General features: G+C 29.3%; 16 protein-coding genes and 1 riboswitch. Of the genes, 1 reads left to right on the forward strand and 15 read right to left on the reverse strand.

All coding sequences use genetic code 11. The annotated features are described in order from the left end of the window. Positions 1–59 precede the first annotated feature (59 nt). Entirely contained in the window at positions 60–1,055 is a 996-nt protein-coding gene (locus tag ACI48P_RS12020) for a tocopherol cyclase family protein (protein ID WP_475215996.1), read from the forward strand. Positions 1,056–1,217: 162 nt separating this feature from the next. Here ACI48P_RS12020 and ACI48P_RS12025 read toward each other — a convergent pair whose 3' ends face one another. The 15 genes from ACI48P_RS12025 to ACI48P_RS12095 form a co-directional block, all read right to left on the reverse strand. Continuing rightward, entirely contained in the window at positions 1,218–2,171 is a 954-nt protein-coding gene (locus ACI48P_RS12025) for a DMT family transporter (protein WP_475215998.1), read from the reverse strand. A 114-nt stretch (positions 2,172–2,285) separates the two neighbouring features. Beyond that, complete coding sequence (locus ACI48P_RS12030) at positions 2,286–4,178, reverse strand: PTS fructose transporter subunit IIABC (RefSeq protein ID WP_475216000.1); 1,893 nt, start codon at positions 4,176–4,178, stop codon at positions 2,286–2,288. A 48-nt stretch (positions 4,179–4,226) separates the two neighbouring features. Next, a complete protein-coding gene (gene pfkB / locus ACI48P_RS12035) occupies positions 4,227–5,147 on the reverse strand; it encodes a 1-phosphofructokinase (RefSeq protein ID WP_475216004.1) in 921 nt (306 codons plus the stop codon). Between the two features lie 100 nt (positions 5,148–5,247). Then, a complete protein-coding gene (locus ACI48P_RS12040; RefSeq protein ID WP_475216007.1) occupies positions 5,248–7,023 on the reverse strand; it encodes a BglG family transcription antiterminator in 1,776 nt (591 codons plus the stop codon). A gap of 295 nt (positions 7,024–7,318) precedes the next feature. After that, positions 7,319–7,906 carry an energy-coupled thiamine transporter ThiT gene (gene thiT / locus ACI48P_RS12045; protein WP_475216009.1) on the reverse strand — a complete coding sequence of 196 codons (588 nt, stop codon included), beginning with the start codon at positions 7,904–7,906 and terminating at the stop codon, positions 7,319–7,321. Further along, a complete protein-coding gene (gene tenA, locus ACI48P_RS12050; RefSeq protein WP_475216010.1) occupies positions 7,906–8,571 on the reverse strand; it encodes a thiaminase II in 666 nt (221 codons plus the stop codon). The genes thiT and tenA overlap by 1 nt, the downstream gene beginning before the upstream one ends. 25 nt (positions 8,572–8,596) lie before the next feature. Continuing rightward, positions 8,597–9,382 (reverse strand): hydroxyethylthiazole kinase, encoded by a 786-nt coding sequence (gene thiM, locus ACI48P_RS12055; protein ID WP_475216012.1) that lies wholly within the window; start codon positions 9,380–9,382, stop codon positions 8,597–8,599. A gap of 126 nt (positions 9,383–9,508) precedes the next feature. Then, positions 9,509–9,603, reverse strand: a riboswitch (TPP riboswitch). A 54-nt stretch (positions 9,604–9,657) separates the two neighbouring features. Then, complete coding sequence (locus ACI48P_RS12060; protein WP_475216014.1) at positions 9,658–10,821, reverse strand: ComEC/Rec2 family competence protein; 1,164 nt, start codon at positions 10,819–10,821, stop codon at positions 9,658–9,660. A gap of 24 nt (positions 10,822–10,845) precedes the next feature. After that, complete coding sequence (locus ACI48P_RS12065; protein ID WP_475216015.1) at positions 10,846–12,855, reverse strand: sensor histidine kinase; 2,010 nt, start codon at positions 12,853–12,855, stop codon at positions 10,846–10,848. A 107-nt stretch (positions 12,856–12,962) separates the two neighbouring features. After that, on the reverse strand, positions 12,963–14,813 hold the full coding sequence (gene asnB, locus ACI48P_RS12070; RefSeq protein ID WP_475216017.1) for an asparagine synthase (glutamine-hydrolyzing): 1,851 nt from the start codon (positions 14,811–14,813) through the stop codon (positions 12,963–12,965). 341 nt (positions 14,814–15,154) lie between these two features. Beyond that, a complete protein-coding gene (locus ACI48P_RS12075; RefSeq protein ID WP_475216019.1) occupies positions 15,155–15,790 on the reverse strand; it encodes an Ig-like domain-containing domain in 636 nt (211 codons plus the stop codon). Positions 15,791–15,875: 85 nt separating this feature from the next. Next, the gene (locus ACI48P_RS12080; protein WP_475216021.1) at positions 15,876–16,607 is read right to left on the reverse strand and encodes a hypothetical protein; all 732 of its coding nucleotides are present in this window, start codon (positions 16,605–16,607) and stop codon (positions 15,876–15,878) included. Between the two features lie 11 nt (positions 16,608–16,618). Then, complete coding sequence (locus ACI48P_RS12085; protein WP_475216022.1) at positions 16,619–17,722, reverse strand: ABC transporter substrate-binding protein; 1,104 nt, start codon at positions 17,720–17,722, stop codon at positions 16,619–16,621. A gap of 20 nt (positions 17,723–17,742) precedes the next feature. Next, the gene (locus ACI48P_RS12090; RefSeq protein ID WP_475216024.1) at positions 17,743–18,537 is read right to left on the reverse strand and encodes an ABC transporter ATP-binding protein; all 795 of its coding nucleotides are present in this window, start codon (positions 18,535–18,537) and stop codon (positions 17,743–17,745) included. After that, positions 18,538–19,545: a FecCD family ABC transporter permease gene (locus tag ACI48P_RS12095; protein WP_475216026.1), complete on the reverse strand. Its 1,008-nt coding sequence runs from the start codon at positions 19,543–19,545 to the stop codon at positions 18,538–18,540.

Consider the following 19,545-nt stretch of genomic DNA (forward strand, 5'->3'; position numbering starts at 1 on the left):
AGTATAATTCCCCTAAAAATTAGCAATTATTATAAATAATGCTTATTTGGAGGTAAAAAATGAAAACAATACTTAATCCCAATTTATATCATGGAGCTAAGAAGAAAAGTAATTTCTTTGAAGGTTGGTATTTTAAAATAGTTGATAAAAATAGTTTATATAAATTTGCTTTTATTCCTGGCATAGCTTTAGGTCAAAATATTAGTCAAAACCATAGTTTTATTCAAATAGTTGATGGTAGAAATAATAGCTACCAGTATTTAAAATTCGATGAAAAATCCTTTGGATACAACAATAATAATTTTAATGTTAATATAAAATCCAATGTTTTTTCCTTAGATAAAATTCACCTATCCTTAGATTACAATAGGAGTGGTAAAGCTAAAGAAATTAAAGGTACCCTTAATTTAAAAAATATTATATCTTGGCCAGATTCTATAGTTAATCCAGGTAGTATGGGATTTTATAACTACCTATTGTTTATGGAGTGCTATAGCCAAGTGTGCGCTCTTAATGGTGAAATAGAAGGATCCTTAAAAATAGATGGAGAGATTGTTGATTTTACAGGTGGAAAAGTATATATAGAAAAAAATTGGGGTAAGAGTTTCCCTAAGTCTTGGATTTGGATTCAAAGCAATAGTTTTGAAAATAAAAGCGTTAGTGTTACTTGCTCATTAGCTACAATTCCTTTTCCTATAAGGGATTTTAGAGGATTTTTAATTGGAGTTACTATTAACAGTAAATTTATTAGTTTTACTACTATCAATAACAGTAAACTGCTTTTAAAAAGTCTTGGTCAAGATGTTGAGTTGGTGGCAGCTAAAGGTAATTTGCAATTAACATTAAAAACTAAGACAGACCTTTCTGATTTTGTGCTCTGCATGGCTCCTAAAAATGGCCATATGATTCCTCTGGTAAAAGAAACTTTATCTGGAACTGTTGAAATGATATTAGAAGATATCGCTAGTGGCAATATTATATTTAAAGGTATTGGTAAAAATACTGGCGTAGAATATGGTGGCTCAAAAATGGATGTGATTGATGATGTTAATTAGTTTTTTTGTAAAATACCGCTCCGGTCGGATAAATAGTTTCACTTCCATGCAGTCCAAGAGCGGGCCTGCAAATGTCAGTTGAACCTATTTATCCAACCTCCGCTGGTTATTTTGCTAAAACTTAATTAACATCATCTTTTGGTGTAGACGCTAGGTAAGATACTATTCAATATTTTCTATAGTTGATAATCTTTCATTTAATATTTTGGGTAGTATTGATGATATTGCTCCTATTATTATAAATATTATTCCTATTATCATGTTTATTGGTATTATTTCTTTTAATATAAGAAAGGCTAGTATTGGTGATAATACTGGTTTGAAGAAAAAAACTAGGGAGCCTATTGATGCTGATTTTTCTTCCATTCCTTTAAAATATAGCATAAATCCTATTCCTGTTACAAAAATATAGATATATACTATGTAAGGTAATTTTTCTAATGAATATCCTTGAAGTAATGGTACTTCTGAAAATACTGATAATGGTGTTTTTGATATGTAGGTTGATATAAAATCTACTTTACCTAAGAAGACTATTAATAACATTTCTATGCTTCCTAATATAAAACTTCCACATGTAACTACTAAACCTCCAAGTTTTGAGCAAAGTTTTTTTCCAAATACTCCATAAATTGAAAATGTTATTGCAGATAGTAATGTTAATGAAATCCCTGATATACTTAGTTTTGCGTTAAATGGATTTATTATTACAATTATTCCAATAACCTGCAATAATAAGGATAAAATATTATATTTATTTATATTTTCTTTTAATATTAAATAAGCAAGCATCATTGTAAAAACAGGATTACAGCTAAATAATACCGCTACTACTGATGCCTTTGTATTTCCAACTGCCATTTGATACAAACTCATACTAACTACTACACACATAAATCCAAGTAGTACAAACTGTTTTATATCATCTATGCTAAGTTGCATCTCCTCTTCTTTAATATTTTTTAGTGCAAATGGTAGCAGTATTAATCCTCCCACTAAAAATCTACTTAATGTAAGTTGAATTGGATTAAAACTACGGCCTATCTGCTTTAGTGCTATTTCCATGGTACTAAATAAAATTGTTGTTAAACCAATGTATAAATAACCTTTTTTCATTTTTTATACCTTCTCTCTTAAATATTAATAAATTCTTGCTCTATTAATATTTATGTACAGAAAGTAATAATAACGCAGAAAAGCATGAATTCTTTTGAATTCATGCTTAAATTATTATGCTTCTTTATCTATTGGCTTTTTTAATATTGATAATAATAACATTCCAACTACTGAACCTATTATTATTGCACCTAAATATCCTAATGGATTTGATACAACTGGAACTACGAATATTCCACCGTGTGGTGCACGAAGTGCTGCACCAAATAACATACTTAATGCTCCTGCTGTTGCAGAACCTACTACACATGCTGGTATTACATGAAGTGGGTCAGCTGCTGCAAATGGTATCGCACCTTCTGTTATAAATGATAATCCCATTACATAGTTTACTTTACCTGAGTCTCTTTGTTCTCTTGTAAATCTATTTTTAAAGAATGTTGTAGCTAATGCTATTGCAAGTGGTGGAACCATACCACCAGCCATTACAGCTGCCATTATTTCAAATTGACCTGCATCTAACGATGCTACACCAAATACATATGCCGCCTTATTTATAGGACCACCCATATCTATAGCCATCATTCCACCAAGCACTAATCCTAATAGTATCTTAGAGCTATCTCCAAGACTTGCTAAGAAAGATACCATTGCATCATTTATAGCAACTACTGGAGGCATTACAACAAATGTCATTATTATACCTATTAAAAGTGTACCAAACAGTGGGAATAATAATACTGGCTTTATACCATCTAAAGACTGAGGTAACTTGCTAAATACTTTTTTAAGTCCAACAACTAAATATCCTGCTATAAAACCTGCAAGTAAAGCACCTAAAAATCCTGCTCCACCCTCTTTAGCCATTACACCACCAACAAAACCTACAACTAGAGCCGGTCTGTCTCCTATAGAGTATGCTATATATCCAGCAAGTACCGGTAACATAAATCCAAAGGCAAAGTCTCCTATTCCTTTTAAGAATGCTGCTAAAGGAGTATTTGAACCAAAGTTAGCTGGGTTTATTGTATAATCATCAAATAAAAATGCTAAAGCTATTAATATACCACCACTTACAACGAATGGTAACATGTTTGATACACCATTCATTAAATGTTTATATACTTTTCTTAATGAAGATTCTTCTTCGTTGCTTTCTACTGCATCATTTGCTCCACTATGATGATATATTTGTGCATCTCCTCTTGAAGCTCTATCTATTAATTCATCTGCTTTGTGTATTCCATTTGCAACCTTAGTAATTATCACTTTCTTGCCTTCAAATCTAGCCATTTCAACTTTCTTGTCAGCTGCTACTATTATACAAGTTGCATTTTCTATTTCTTCTTTAGTTAATATATTTTTAGCTCCTGAAGACCCATTAGTTTCTACCTTTATAGAAACTCCTTTTTTATCTCCCATTTTTGCTAAGCTTTCTGCAGCCATAAATGTATGAGCTATACCTGTTGGACAAGCTGTAACAGCAAGTACTGTTGGGTATTCCGATTTCTTCTCTTTAACTACTTCTACAACTTCTTCTTCTGGGAATTTTTCTATTTCTTTTTTATCTATTAACGCTATAAATTCTTCTTCACTTTTAGCATTTATTAAATCATTTCTAAATTCTTCATCCATAAGTATTGTTGATAATCTTGATAATACTTCTAAGTGAGTATTATTTGCTCCATCTGGTGCAGCTATCATAAAGAATAAATTTGATAAACTTCCATCAAAAGATTCATAATCTATTCCTTCTTTACATACTGCAGCTGCGATACATGCATTATTTACTGCGCTAGTTTTCGCATGAGGTATTGCTATTCCCTCTCCTATTCCTGTAGTGCTTAGCTCTTCACGAGCTAATATTGCTTTTTTATATTCTTCTTTATTATTTAAGTTTCCACTATTATTTACTAATGCTACAAGATTATCTATAACTTCTAATTTACTACTTTGCTTTAGACTTAAGCTTATAGACTTTTTATTTAATAAATCTACTATTTTCATTGTCAGTAATTCCTTTCTGTATTGTATTTTTATTTATGTCATTATTTATTAACTTAGTTTTTCAACTTTTATTTGAGGCTTTAGTTCCTCTATAAAATCTTTTGCTGCTAAATCATAAGAGAATGCTGTTGCACTTCCACTTGCAGCTCCTAATTTAATGGCTTCCTCATACTTATTGCTGTTTAAATATCCTGCTATAAACCCAGCAACCATTGAATCTCCTGCACCTACTGAGTTTTTAACACTACCTTTTGCTACTGAGCTTTTTAACACTTCATCATTTTCCGTTATTAATAAGGCACCTTCTCCACCCATAGATATTAGAACATTTTGAGCCCCTAAACTTTTAAGTTTTTTAGCATAAGTTACAATATCGTCTATTGTTTTTAGCTTTACACCAAACATCTCTTCTAATTCATGGTTATTTGGCTTTATTAAAAATGGATTATATTTCAATACATTCAGTAATAAATTTTTCGTTGCATCTACTACTACCTTAATATTTTTTTCTTTAATTCTACTCATTATATTCTCATAAAGCTTTTCATCAAGTGTAGATGGAATACTTCCCGCTAGTACCAAAATATCTTCACTCGTTAACTTGTCTATTTTAGAATATAATTCTTCTAAATTTTCTTCTGATATATTTGGTCCTTGACCATTAATTTCAGTTTCTTCATTACATTTTACTTTTACATTTATTCTTGTAAAACCTGATTTAACCTTTATAAAATCAGCTTCTAAATCTTTTTCTCTTAAGATATCACTTATATATTGGCCTGTAAATCCGCTTACAAATCCTAAAGCAGTACTTTTATATCCTAGTTCTTTTAATATTAAAGAAACATTAATACCCTTTCCGCCTGGATATACATATTCTTCACTTGCTCTGTTGATATCTCCTGTATTTAAGTTATCTAATTTTATAACATAGTCTATTGAAGGATTTAAAGTCACTGTATATATCATATTTTTCGCTCCTCTTCATTTCTTATCTTTATAATACATTGAAATCATTTTCCCTAAAAGTCAAAAAATTTCCCTTAATCAAAAGAGAAATTTATCTTAATTACTTAAACATATTTAAAAACTTATCATAATTCTTATTTTCACATATACTTATTACTTTAGCTATTGAGTCTACTCTACGATAAATATTTAAAAATAAATCTTCATAATCTAATATTTTATCTTTGTCTACTGCTAACATAATAACTAACCTTACTTCACCTAGCTCCCAGTTAACAGGCTTTTTTAATATTCCAACAGCAATCTTACTCTCATATATTTTTCCATTGGCTCCATGAGGTATACATACCATATTTCCTATTTCTGTAGTAGCTATTTTCTCTCTTTCAGAGTAGGAATTCTTCATTTCTTCATCTATATATCCTCTTTGGAGTAATTCATTGGACATAAAGTCAATAATCTCGTCTTTATTGATTAAGTTAATATTAGTAAAAAATATCTCTTTATCAAATAAATTCTTTATTTCTATGTCTTCATATATTTTTTTATTTTCTATGTATTTTTCTATCTTTTTTATTTCTTTGTCTGTAAGCATAGGAGATACATTAATAACTGGAATATCTTCTATTACTAATGGAACTGTAGAAATAACAAAATCTATATCTATTGCACTGATATAATCTATCAAGTATGAAGGTATAATTTTTTTAATTTCTAGCTTATCCTTAAAAATATTTTCTAGTTTTGCTTTTATAAGCATGGAAGTGCCTATTCCTGATGTACATACAATAATTGTTTTTAGTACTTTTTCTTCATCATTATAAGAAGCTCTTTCTAATGCGCCTCCAACGTGAAGAGCAATGTTTGCTACTTCATCTTCACTAATGTCTATACTTAAATGTTTTTCTATGGTTTTCTTAGCAATTTTAGCTAGCTCAAAAGCAAAAGGATATTTTAATTTTATTTCTACTGCACTAATTGAAGATTGATTTATGCCCAGTTTTAATTTCTTCTCCATATTACTTATATGATTATATAAACACTCTTCAAATACCTTATCTTCACTTATATCAATTGATGTTGCTACTTTCAAGTTTTTACAAAATTCTTTTATAGAATTAATTATTTTATCTTTATTTTCATCATTGTTAATTATCAATGCTCTTAGTTTTTTATAAGTAACTACACTTTCTTTAATGTATTTCTCTTTTTCATTAGTATTATTTCTACTTAAACTAATTAATATGTAGTTAAACATATTTTTAAACTCTGCATCAGTTATTATTAATTTTTCATCTTCTAAAGAATTTAATAAGATTTTTTTTATTGCAAAAATATTATTTTTTATATCATCTATAAGAAAATCATTTACACTTATCTCATATTCTTTTTTATTGCAAATATCAACTATAGCTTTTACAATATCTGCCTCATCAGCATTTAAATATAACCCTTGTTTATGTTTTTTTGCTACTTCAATATTGTATTTATCAAAAATTATTTTCACTTCTTTTATATCGTTCTTAATTGTTGAAAGACTTACATACATAGAATCAGCTAGATCTTCAAGTCTTATAGTATTTTCTTTTTGACTACTTATTTTAAACATTTCTCTTAATATGTACTGCACTCTACCAATGTCATTATAAACATCTCTATCTAAATTTAATTCATCAATGCTACCTTCAATTTTATAACCAACACCTCTTATAGATGTTATTCTTCCGTTTTTAAGAAGTTTATTAATATCTTTTATCTCACTTTGAATAGTTTTAGTAGAACATCCTATTTCTTGGCTTAAAGCCATACTGCTAATAGTCTCGCTACTTCCTAATAATATTTTTATTATATTTAACTGTCTTGATGTAATATTCATATCTCTAACTCACCTTTACATTAAATTAAAGTCTAGTTTTATTATGTACAATCATCCTTCTATACTAACATAATATCAAATTTTTTCAAACAAAAACTCGCTTCACTTGAGCGACTACGTCTGTGAATCACTTCATGTAGCCAACTACTTCTCCCGTTGCTCAAAAATCTTTTTTACTTAGAGGTTAATTTATTGGTATCACTTAGTTGCATAAATTATACAAAGATTATGATCTATCATAATTTCCTTATACGTAAAAAAGCCCTCTCAAATACAACTTTGAGAGAGCCATTATTTATCTTGCTAATTGCTTTAGCCTATTAAATGGTAATACAGATAATATTACTATACATAAAATTCCTTCTACACCATGACCAGAGAAGTTATATAAGAATGAATATAACGCTGGTCCCATTCCTTCTGGAGCAAACTGACCAAAGAATATATAACCTGATAAAAAGTGAGATAACACATTTAATAATACTGCTACTAAACAACCAAATATAATTTTTTTCTTATCATCTTTTCCTAATATATCACTAAGACCTAAAGCCATATAAGGAAGTATATAATCTAATATTACTTGAGCTGGATGCATAATATATCCACCTATTAACATACTAATAACTCCTGTTATTAATCCAGCTGTAAGCCCTGCCTGCCTAGAATAAAGTAATGATACTAATAGGAGAGGCAACATAGAAAACATATTTATCCCCCCACCTTGCGGGTATTGGATAATAGGTATTAATGATAACATATAGCTAATACCACTAAACATAGCAATGCTAACCATTTCTTTAGTTGTAAACTTGTAATTTCTCATGCTCACAACATAGTATATCAATGGAATTAAACATAAAATAAGTAATACAGTATTCACTATTTACACCCTCCTTCGTAAGCCATATTCCAGAAATCCATCTCATAAATACTTGATTTTCTAAATATTGTTCTTAATGTTTCTTTTTCAGACTCACTTAAGTCTTTGCATAATTCATTAGTAAAATCTATCCATAAGTTAGTAAATTCAGTGTATCCTTCATTACTATATGTCTCTATCCAAGGTTTAAAGAAGTTATCTTCATATGAGTCCTTATACTTTTCCTTTAAACGAGTTCCTATAAAACTATAGCTCCATGTACATGGTAATATTGTAGCTGCTATTTCTTGAACACTTCCAGTCATAGCAATACCTTTCATATAACTAGTGTAACTTTCATTTGTCATATGATATTCATAACTTTCTAGTGTTTCAATATCCACTCCAAAGTTTTTAAGGTAAGTTATGTGAGTAGCGGTTTCGTCATTTATTATTCCATCTACACCATCATAAAAAGTTCTCATCTCTTTTAATGTTTTACATTTTACAACAGCCATACAAAATACCTTTGCATACTCTTTTAGATATAAGTAGTCTTGTATTAAGTAGTCTTTAAACTTTTCTTTATCTAAATTTCCCTTTGCAAGTTCTATTAAAAACGGATGCTCTAAGTAAGCCTCCCATATATCTCTACTTCCTTCAAATAGGTAATCCGTAAATAACATAATTTAATCTCCTCCAGTCTATTATCTAAGCTTTTTGTAATCTAGAATATTTTTCTAACTTTTCTGTATTTAGTTCATATATTTCATTCATTAAGTTGACTCTAAAAGTTCCTATAGGCGGATTTTGCTTGTTTGCAAGTTCACCTGATAATGACATTGTAAGTACACCCATAGTTGCAGCCTCTAACTTATTTTCACTACAAGGTAAGTAACTACCTATTAAACTTGCCGTCATGCATCCTGTACCAGTTATGTTCTTTAACTTCTCATCACCATTTTCTACTTTGTATAATTCTTCTCCATCTGTAACTATATCTACTTTACCAGTTGCCACAACTACACATTCTAGCTTTTTAGCAACTTTTTTTATAATCTCTGTAGCATCTACCTCATCATCAAATGAGTCCACACCTTTTCCGTTTACATCGAATCCCCCTATAAACTTAATTTCAGCTACATTTCCTTTGACAACATCAAACTTAACTTCATTTAAAAGTTTGTTAGTTAATTCTGTTCTAGCTTTAGTAGCAAATACTCCTACAGGATCTAAGATCACAGGCTTATTATATTTATTTGCAGCTTTTCCTGCTAAAACATATAAATCTACTAGTCCACTATTCATTGTACCAATATTTATTACTACAGAATTACAGACGCTAACAATATCTTCCACTTCTTCATATGATGAACTCATTAATGGACTTGCACCTACCGCTAAAGTAGTGTTTGCACAATCATTTATTGTTACATAATTTGTGTAATGCAATACTAGCGGATTCACTTCTTTAACTCTCTCAATTAATTTAAACATTTTCTATTCCCCCTAATAATTATTCTAAAATTAGCTGTTATAATTTCCTAATACGTAAAAAAAGCTATACCCAGGTAGGTATAGCTTTTACTTACAAACAAATACAACATATCTTTAATGTTCATTACGTTTATATTTAAGCTTTCCTACGCTGGCATTATCCAGATCAGGTATAAGGGTCGGATTATCCTCTCAGCCATATGGCTCCCCTAGCTAATTTTATATTTTATTATACTTTCATTATAAACCTTTGACTAATTTTGTCAACTTTTTTATTAATTACCACAGCTTTTACAAACTCTTGGTTTGCCACTTTCTGCTATTGTTCCATTTAATATATTTTTGCTCTTAGATAATGTAGAGCAATTCTGTGTTGTATGGTATACAGATCCATTTGGAGTCCAATAAACAGTAGAACTATTTGCAATAACTTGATTATCTTTTACTACTTCTTCACTTTTTTTGTCATTAACGGTTTGGTCGTTATTAGAACTTTCGCTATATTTACTATTTTCTCCAATACTATAGCTTCCATTACTACAATCTGTAGATACCCCATTCCCACTAGACTTAAACACAACTTCTCCACATTCATCACTTCTGTGTACTTTTATGTTAAGTTTTTCAAAAGTGTCCATAGTCTCCTTATGAGGATGGCCATACTTATTATTTTTTCCTACTAATATTATTGCATATTCCGGGTCTATTGCTTTAACAAAATCATATCCACTCGAAGTATGACTACCATGATGCCCTGCCTTTAAAACATCTACATCTCCAAGCTTATTTACTATCTTATTTTCTATAACTTGCCCAGCATCACCCATAAATGCAAAAACATCTTCTCCATTAGTTATTTTTACAACTAATGAATCATCATTTTTATTCTCTCCACCATCGGTATTATAAATTTCAAAAACGGCACTTCCTAAATTGAATTTCGTACCTTCTAGCGGTACAGATGGATATACATTTTTGTTAGCTGATGATTGGATAAAATCTCTATACGTTTTAGTATCTGCATCTCCATTTGGAACAAATAACTTACCTATATCCATATTGTCAATTATTTTATCTGCTCCGCCTATATGGTCAGCATCAAAATGTGTAAGTATAAAGTAATCTAACTTAGATATGTTTTTATTTTTTAAGTAATTTACCATATAAGACTCATCATCATTATCTCCTGAGTCTATCAATAAGTATTTTCCATTTTGTTCTATCAATATTGCATCGCTATTTCCTGTGTTTATATAAGTCACAACACAATCAGATATGTTGTTATCTTGTTGATTGTTTTCACTTGAATTATTTAAAACTACATCTTTTGGTACACTTATATTTTCTTCTTTTTTACTAATATTATTGCTACACCCCGTTAAAGCTAATGTTGCTATCAGTAAAAAACTAATAAATTTTGATTTTAAATTTTTAGTCATTTCTTCCCCCAATTAAATTTCATTTTATTCATATAGCTTGTATATATCAGAAAGTTCAAGTTCTATTTTTTGAATATCAATTTCATATATAGATTCTTCATCTAAGTTATCATCTAATAGCATTCTATTTGGAAGCAATATTTCAAATTCCGTTCCATTCTCTTCATCACTTTCTAAATATATCTCTCCACCATTTAATTCTACTATTGACTTTACAATACTAAGCCCTATTCCACTTCCTTCATTAAGTCTAGTTAAAGACTTGTCTCCTTGAATAAATCTATCAAAAATTATTCCCTGTATCTCAAGTGGAATACCAATTCCATCATCTTTTACTCTAATGTGAACCCATTCTTTATCATAATGCATACTTACAAATATATTTCCATTTTCTTTAGTAAATTTAATTGCATTAGATAGTAAGTTTAACATAGCTCTCTCAATCATTGCTGGATCACACTTTATTTTATGTTCTTCCATTTCTGTATCAAATATTATTGATATGTCCTTTGGATTAGCATAGTTAATAACAGATAATGTTATGTCTTCTACAAGAGCAACAATATCACAATTAACAAATTTCGGTATAGTAAAACCTACGTCAATTTTAGTTATATCTAATATATTGTTTATTAGTCTTAACATTCTTTGACAATTGGTTTTTAAGCACTGCTTATGGTTATTATAAACCTCAACAAAGTTATTTGATGTATCTTTACTCTTCATATCAAGCAATTGTATAGTCGAATAAAATATATTTAGTGGTGTTCTTAATTCATGAGAGATATTTGCAAAAAATTCATTTTTTATTGTTTCATGATTTTTTATCTTTTCATATTCTATCAATCTTTTTTCTGTTCTTAATTTTTGTGATATATCTTTGAACATACATGCAGTATGTACTTTACCATCGTAAGTATATATATTCTGAATAAAGCAGTCTATAATTATATCTTCAGTATGTATTTTAATATCACCTTTCCAAGAGCCAAGTGTTCTTACATCATTTCTAATTTTATCTATAAAGTCTTTATCTAGCTCATTCTTATGCTTAATAAATGCCTCTTCAACTTCTAATACATCAGTATCAAACATGTATTTCATATAATTTTCTACAGTCTTATTTACATATTTAATATTTTCATATTCATCTAGTATTAATATACAACTATCTTTACTTTCATCTACTAAATTATAGAAGATCTTTATCTCATCTTTTAGCCGCTTATTTCTTTTTATACTCATAGCAAGTTCAGTTAATACCCCTCCTATAAAAACAATAAACCCTATATATGTTATTGATAATGACATTAATTTAAGATTTACTATTGGAAATAGAGAACCAACTATTGCGTATGCTGCCTTTATAGCAAAGAAAAAGATACTTGCACTTATTACTGAATAAATATATTCTTTTTGTTTAAAACTTTTGGTAATAAACCTACTAGAGAATATAACGTATACTACTATAAGAAATGCATTGTATAATATAAATTGCTCCTTTGTTTGAATACCTAAAAATATTATTTCTTTACTTCTTAATAATGATATTATTAAAGATAGTATTAATACAAATATCGATGATTTTAATTTATTGTTTATTATTAATCTTCTTGTATTTTCAAATGGTAATATAAGAATCATTAATATACTAATCCTTATTAATGATGTTGCTATAGTAATATATATATTTATATCAATGACTGAATCAGTAAGAGTCATACTATCGAAATTTCCAAGGGCTATATCTACTATAAATACAATATACATCAACGATATGATAAACACTTCTTCTTTGTTATTGCTCATATAACATAAGATACAACTTGCAACGGCTAAACATGCTAATACAACAGAAAAAATTCTAATAAAAATCAATATATCATAAGGTCTAATAACTTGTGGATTCAATAATAAATGCAATCCTATAAAATATGAGACTATAAAGATGCTACTTATTGATATAACACCTATAGTCGCAATTTTATTCTGCCTATTAATCGTATCCTGATCATTACCTTTAAATTTATACATAGTATGCTGTCCTTTCTTTCATGTTACAATTACATTTTCTAAATCAACATAAAATACCTATGCAACAATATCTAAGATATGCTACATAGGTACTTCAACAGAATTTATTAGTTTGCTACTTTTTCATCTATAAAGAATCTCTTATACCAAATTAAGAAAGAGTAAATTGTATAAATCTTTCTCGCATTGTTTGTTTTTCCATTATAATGGTCATCAAGTAATGCTACTATCTTATCTACATCAAAGAATTCAGCTGCATAATCAGCAGTGAAAGCTTCTTTAACTAAGTTGTAGTACTTTTCCTCTTTAAACCAGAATCTTATAGGAACAGGGAATCCCTTCTTCTCTCTCTTCGCCCAAGCATCCGGTAATTTATTTTTAGCTGCTTCTCTTAAAGCAAACTTTGTATTTTCTTCATTAACTTTATATTTTGTAGGTATAGCTTCTCCTACCTTCATAACTTCTTTATCTAAGAACGGAACTCTTAATTCTATAGAGTGTGCCATACTCATTTTATCAGCTTTTAATAATATATCTCCTGGCAGCCATAATTTTAAGTCTAGATACTGCTTCTTAGTTACATCATCTTGGTCTTTAACTCTATCATAAACTGGTTTAGTTATTTCTCTTACTGATGGTGACTTAGTATATGCATCTTTTAATATATCCTTAGCTTCATTTTCTTCAAATATTAAAGCTTGTCCTATGAAATAATCTTCAACAGGACTTCCACCTCTGATTATTGTAGTTCTACCTTTAAATTGAGGCATTTTTTTAGCTATTGATGCAGCTGGCTTTCTTATAAATCCTGGTAGCTTTTTATATTTTTTTAATTTAGCATCATCTTCGTACCATTCATATCCACCAAATATTTCGTCTGCACCTTCTCCAGATAATACAACTGTAACGTGCTCTCTAGCAAGTTCTGCTAAGAAGTATAGTGGTACTGTTGATGGGTTAGATTGTGGTTCATCTAAGTGGTATTGTATTGTTGATAATTTATCAAAACATTCATCTGGAGTTATTATTTTTTGAACGTTTTCTATTCCTAACATATCAGATAGGTCTTTAGCTAAGTTAGATTCATTAAACTTTTCTTGAGCAAAACCTACAGAGAAAGTCTTTTCAGGCATTAAGCATGATACTATATAACTTGAGTCAACTCCTCCTGATAAGAATGAACCTAATGGTACTTCACTGTCTCTATGAGCTTCAACAGATTCTTCAACTACATCTTCTATTTTCTTTATACTTTGCTCTAGAGTTATGTTTTCTTGATTAAAATCAATATCCCAGTATTTCTTTATTTCTAATTTACCTTCTTTATAAGTTAAATAATGTCCTGGTTTTAACTTAAATACTCCTTTAAAGAATGTTTCATCTAAAACAGAGTATTGGAAAGTTAAGTAAGGCTTAAGAGCATCTTTATTAACTTCTCTTTTAAAGTTAGGATGCTTTAAGAAACTCTTTATTTCAGAACCAAATAATAAACCAGGTTGTCCATTATTATCTACTTCACAGTAGTAGAATGGCTTTATTCCAAAGTGGTCTCTAGCAGCAAAAAGGTTCTTAGTTTTTGTATCATATATTACGAAGGCAAACATACCTCTCAATTTTTCTACTAATGATTCTCCAAATTCCTCATATCCATGTATTAATACTTCACTATCAGTGTGAGTTTTAAATACATGTCCTTTTGCTTTTAATTCATCTCTTAATTCATTATGGTTGTAGATTTCTCCGTTAAAAACTAAAACCATGCTATTATCTTCATTGTATAAAGGTTGTAACCCATTATTTACATCTATTATACTTAATCTTCTAAAACCTAATGCAACATTATCATCTATAAACTCACCTTTTTGGTCAGGTCCTCTATGGATAATTGCATCCATCATTTCTGCTAATACAACATCTTTATTTAATATATTGTCTGCAAATCCTGCAAATCCGCACATATTATTTCACTCCTCTATTTTTCAATCTATATAAACAATTTAATAAATTCTTATTATCATAGATTATGCAATTTTAACCTACCTTATTATTATAGTACATAGAAGATTAATGTCAATATATTATGCTTTTAGTTAGTTTTAGTGTTTATATATATTAATATGTAATATTATTAAATAACAACTCATCTTTACATTTTTAGCTTCCTTATAATTAATATTCGGTTGGATATACCATATAATAATATTTATTACTTAATTTTCTCTATGTTCCTGAAATTAATAAAAGAGCATATACATATTTTAATAATTTATAATATGTATACACTCTTTTAATTAAGTAATTACTTTCTATTTTTTTTATAATTTAATCCTATTAACCCTGCAGATGATAAAGCTATCATACCTAATGACATTCCGATACTTAAAGAATCTCCTGTTTGAGGGTTTTCTACTGCTGGTTTATTTGTTTCAGTACTTTGTTCTGGCTTTTCTTCTGGTTTTTGTTCAGGTTTTTCTTCAGGTGTACTTACAATAGCAGTAGTAAATTTTATTACTACAGGTGCTTCTAGTTTTTGGTTTTTATTATTAGCTTTTAAATTTGTTGATACAGTTAATGTATATTCTTTTTCATTTTCCAATTTTTCTAAAGGCTTTACAGATATTGTATTTTTTACTGCATCTGGAGCATCTTTACCTGCTAAAGTTGATATTACATCAATATTCACATTATTACTCTCTCCATCTACTAGAGTAATACAATTTTTATTGTTAGCTATTATTTCTTCACTTCCATTTACATTTTTGTTGAATACTAAGTCTATTTGCTCATCAACAGCGACATTCACTGCTCCATTAGCTACTGAAGAGCTAGTTAATTCTAATGGTTCACTTTGGTCTGCAAATACAGATGTTCCTCCCAGGATTGTAAGTCCTAACACCATTTGAATGCATACTAATTTTTTTAATGATCTTTTCATATCTTCCCCCTATATTTGTTATATATATGATTTTAATTAATCATCAGCATAATTTTAAAAAATATTTTAACTAATTTCTCATATATTAGTAGCACTTATGCTCACTTTTTTTTAGAGTGTAATATACTCCCTCTACATTTTTTACTAATAAAGTATTTTTCCATCCTAATAATACTGTTTTTATTTTACTTTCACTAAGAGTCAATTTTATTTCACCTTTTAGTTCAATTCCATCTAAAGTTACAACTCTATCAAAATTACCAATGGCCTTAATTTGATTTACAGTTAGTATATCATCTTTCTTACCTATTTCTACCTTACCTTTTACTCTACCGTCATTTCCAAAATATCTAAGTGCTACACCTGCGAGAGCTCCTACCACACCTTGACCTGTTCCACCATGTTCAGATAGATGTATACATTGACTTTGTGCCATTTCGTAAGCTTCTTTTTTTGTTAACAAACTACACTTTGCTTTTTTTCCATAAGCAATAAGACTAGCAGGTTCTTTAATATTTTCTTTTGCAACAACACAAAGACCTGGGTCTGACCCATCTGCACTTACTTCAACCAAATGTTTTTTAGCTAATTCTATTATTTCCCCTATATTTGCTTCTTCAACATCTGCTTCAAAACACATAGCACTATTGTGAGATGTATATGGCACATCACTATGCACATACAGTTGGTGCCTAGATATAAAATATGTCTTACCTAAATTATTCTCTTCAATCTTAACTCTTAGACTCTGTGCGTGATGACCCGTTCCAATACTTTCCAAATTATCCGTATCATCAATGCAAATTAATATCCTCATATCAAGCCCCCCTAATTATCTTTTTCTAATCTCATTCCCTCTCCTGATAATATTGCTTCTATATCTTTCACACTTAGTTCAAGTCCAAAAAAATCTCTATAGTAATCTTTTGTAATTTTACTAATGTCTATTTCTTCAAATAGTTCTGGATAAAATAAATTTGCTATGTATAGTGTTGCTATTGGTGTTTCTAGTGAGCCTGGATGTGCCCATCTTGATATCCCAACTGGTAAATTATATACTGTCTTATTTTCTACTGCACCCAAACCTGTCCACTTGCTATCTGTATACATGTATTCCTTCACACTAACTTCATTAACAATAATGGCTTCTGGTTTCCACTTATATATTTGCTCTAGTGTACAGTAAGCAGAGCCTTCTGAAATATTTAATTCTTCATCTGTAGATACATTTATAAGTCCTGCCATAGATGTTATTTCATCTCCTATACTTCCCTTACTATCAGTTCTAACTGCTTCATTTATAGAATGATACACTCTTATCTTTTCATCATCGTTTAGAATTGACGTTCTCTCTTTAACTAGATTTAATATATCTTCATAAAATTTTAAATATTTTTCTGCTTCTTCTTTTTTGTTTAATACTTCTCCCATCACTCTAATAGATTTCTTTTGCTCTTCAATATTTGTATAATCTACTACTACAAAAGGAATATTTGCCTTATTTAACTTTTCAACTTCTCCCTCATTTTGTACAGTTGACATTCTTACAAATGCAACATCTGGCTGAATTTTGATAAGTTCTTCTATATTTATTATTCCTGAGTTATAGGGGACGCTAATATTATTTATATTCTCTATTTTTCTTTGCATAAGAACATCTCGTTTTAAACCTTCTACTAGCCCTACAATATTATCTTCTTCACCTAATAAGGTAGCCACATGTCCAGTGTATGCATATAGAATAGCTACCCTTTGAGGATTTTTAGGAACCACAACCTCTCTTCCAATGCAGTCAATTACAGTTTTTGTTTCTTTTATTTCACTACGATCATCTAAAGATTTTGTACAGCCCGTTAACACTATTATCAACGATATAATCATCAATATAATTTTTAACTTTATATTTTTATTATCAGTATACTCTCTTCCCATCTCTTCATTCCCTTTTTTATTTATAAAGTAACAACCTGTTTATATGTCTTTCCTTTATACTCAAACTGACTTATGTTAACATTAAGATTATAAACTTGGTTTAATTTTTCTTTTGTCATAGTTTCTGATGTCCTGCCTTTAAATAACATTCTTTTATCATTCATTATACCCACAGTGGTTTTTATTTTTTCATTTTCAAAATAAAAAGGATGATTTAAAAAATGCGTAGCCATTATTACTGAAATGTTATCCTCTTTTACTAAGTTTGAAATAATTTTTAATACTTTATTTTCATAAAAAAAGTCTAAGTGTGCAGTAGGTTCATCCATAACTATTATTTTTGAATTCTGATACAAAGCTCTTGAAATCATAACAAGCTGAAGTTCTCCACCACTTAATGATGTATATGCTCTATCCTTTAGTTCTTCAATTCCTACTTTTTTTAGAGCATTTATTACCTCTTCTTTATCTTCTACAGTCGGTTTTGAAGCAAATCCAAAGCTATGTGTTCTACCCATTAGTACAATGTCTTTCACACTGTATGGAAAGCTCTTTACATGTGATTGTGGAACATAAGAAATATATTTTGCAACCTCACTGTACTTATATTTATTTATATCTAGATTTTGAAGGATAATACTTCCAGAATCTATTTTATTAACACCTATAATACAGTCTAATAATGTAGATTTGCCACATCCATTAGGACCAACTATACAAAATATTTCACCTTCACCTACACTAAAAGATATATCCTCTAATATTTGTTTTTTATCATATGAAAAACTTATGTTATTTATTTTTAATATCCCCATCTACCAATTTGCCCCCTTAGTTGTCTTTAATAGATATATGAAAAATGGCCCGCCAAAAAGAGCTGTCACTATACCTAAAGGTATCTCTGCTCCAGTAAGAGTTCTACATATAGTGTCAACAATCAACATAAAACAACTACCTAATAGAATACTAGTTGGTAATAATATTTTATTATCCGTTCCATTAATCATTCTACCAATATGAGGAATGACTAGTCCAACCCATCCAACTACTCCACTTACACATACTGCACCAGCAGTAGCCAAAGTTGCAAAAATTATTACTAACAATCTATTCAAATCTACATTTACCCCTAATGATTTAGCCTCTCTGTCTCCCATTGATAACACATTTATTTTCCAGCCCAATATACAAAGTCCTATCATTCCCATTACCATTGGTATTCCATAAATAAAAATATCTTGATTTTTTGTTGATCCTAAGCTTCCCATCATCCAAAATGTAATAGATGGTAGCTGACTATATGGATCAGCAACATACTTCATAAGTTGTAATAAGGCAGAGAACATACTACTTACAATAGTGCCTCCAAGTACCAAAGTGATATTAGTAGTATTTTTATAAATCCTTCCTACAAAATAACTAAGAGTAACTGCTAATATCCCAAAGAAAAATGCAAAAACAGGCGTTAATGCTGTTGTAGTAAACAAAATAATTGATAGTGCCGCACCAAATCCTGCTCCTGATGATATCCCAAGTATACTTGAACATACAAGCGGATTGTGAAATAATCCTTGGAATGCCGCACCAGCAGCTGCAAGGGAACCTCCAACAAGTGTAGCTAGAATAGCTCTAGAAAGTCTAAGTTCAATTACAACAGTGTATATGTCGTTTGGAATATTCATATCAACATTAAATACTGCTTGATACATACTTTTAACTACCATTTCTAATTCTATTTCGTATCTTCCAATACATATTGTTATAAAAAATACAATAACTGTAAAAATAAACAGTATATATAATCTTTTTTTACCATTGTTCAT

Source organism: Romboutsia sp. LXY-2, from assembly GCF_056171995.1.

Coding starts and splice junctions, on each gene's coding strand:
- ACI48P_RS12075 (WP_475216019.1), bottom strand. CDS start 15,790: ATGAAAAGATCATTAAAAAAATTAGTATGCATTCAAATGGTGTTAGGA.
- ACI48P_RS12095 (WP_475216026.1), bottom strand. CDS start 19,545: ATGAACAATGGTAAAAAAAGATTATATATACTGTTTATTTTTACAGTT.
- ACI48P_RS12025 (WP_475215998.1), bottom strand. CDS start 2,171: ATGAAAAAAGGTTATTTATACATTGGTTTAACAACAATTTTATTTAGT.
- ACI48P_RS12090 (WP_475216024.1), bottom strand. CDS start 18,537: ATGGGGATATTAAAAATAAATAACATAAGTTTTTCATATGATAAAAAA.
- thiM (WP_475216012.1), bottom strand. CDS start 9,382: ATGTTTAAATTAATTGAGAGAGTTAAAGAAGTGAATCCGCTAGTATTG.
- tenA (WP_475216010.1), bottom strand. CDS start 8,571: ATGTTATTTACGGATTACCTATTTGAAGGAAGTAGAGATATATGGGAG.
- ACI48P_RS12085 (WP_475216022.1), bottom strand. CDS start 17,722: ATGGGAAGAGAGTATACTGATAATAAAAATATAAAGTTAAAAATTATA.
- ACI48P_RS12060 (WP_475216014.1), bottom strand. CDS start 10,821: ATGACTAAAAATTTAAAATCAAAATTTATTAGTTTTTTACTGATAGCA.
- ACI48P_RS12020 (WP_475215996.1), top strand. CDS start 60: ATGAAAACAATACTTAATCCCAATTTATATCATGGAGCTAAGAAGAAA.
- asnB (WP_475216017.1), bottom strand. CDS start 14,813: ATGTGCGGATTTGCAGGATTTGCAGACAATATATTAAATAAAGATGTT.
- pfkB (WP_475216004.1), bottom strand. CDS start 5,147: ATGATATATACAGTGACTTTAAATCCTTCAATAGACTATGTTATAAAA.
- ACI48P_RS12030 (WP_475216000.1), bottom strand. CDS start 4,178: ATGAAAATAGTAGATTTATTAAATAAAAAGTCTATAAGCTTAAGTCTA.
- ACI48P_RS12065 (WP_475216015.1), bottom strand. CDS start 12,855: ATGTATAAATTTAAAGGTAATGATCAGGATACGATTAATAGGCAGAAT.
- ACI48P_RS12080 (WP_475216021.1), bottom strand. CDS start 16,607: ATGAGGATATTAATTTGCATTGATGATACGGATAATTTGGAAAGTATT.
- ACI48P_RS12040 (WP_475216007.1), bottom strand. CDS start 7,023: ATGAATATTACATCAAGACAGTTAAATATAATAAAAATATTATTAGGA.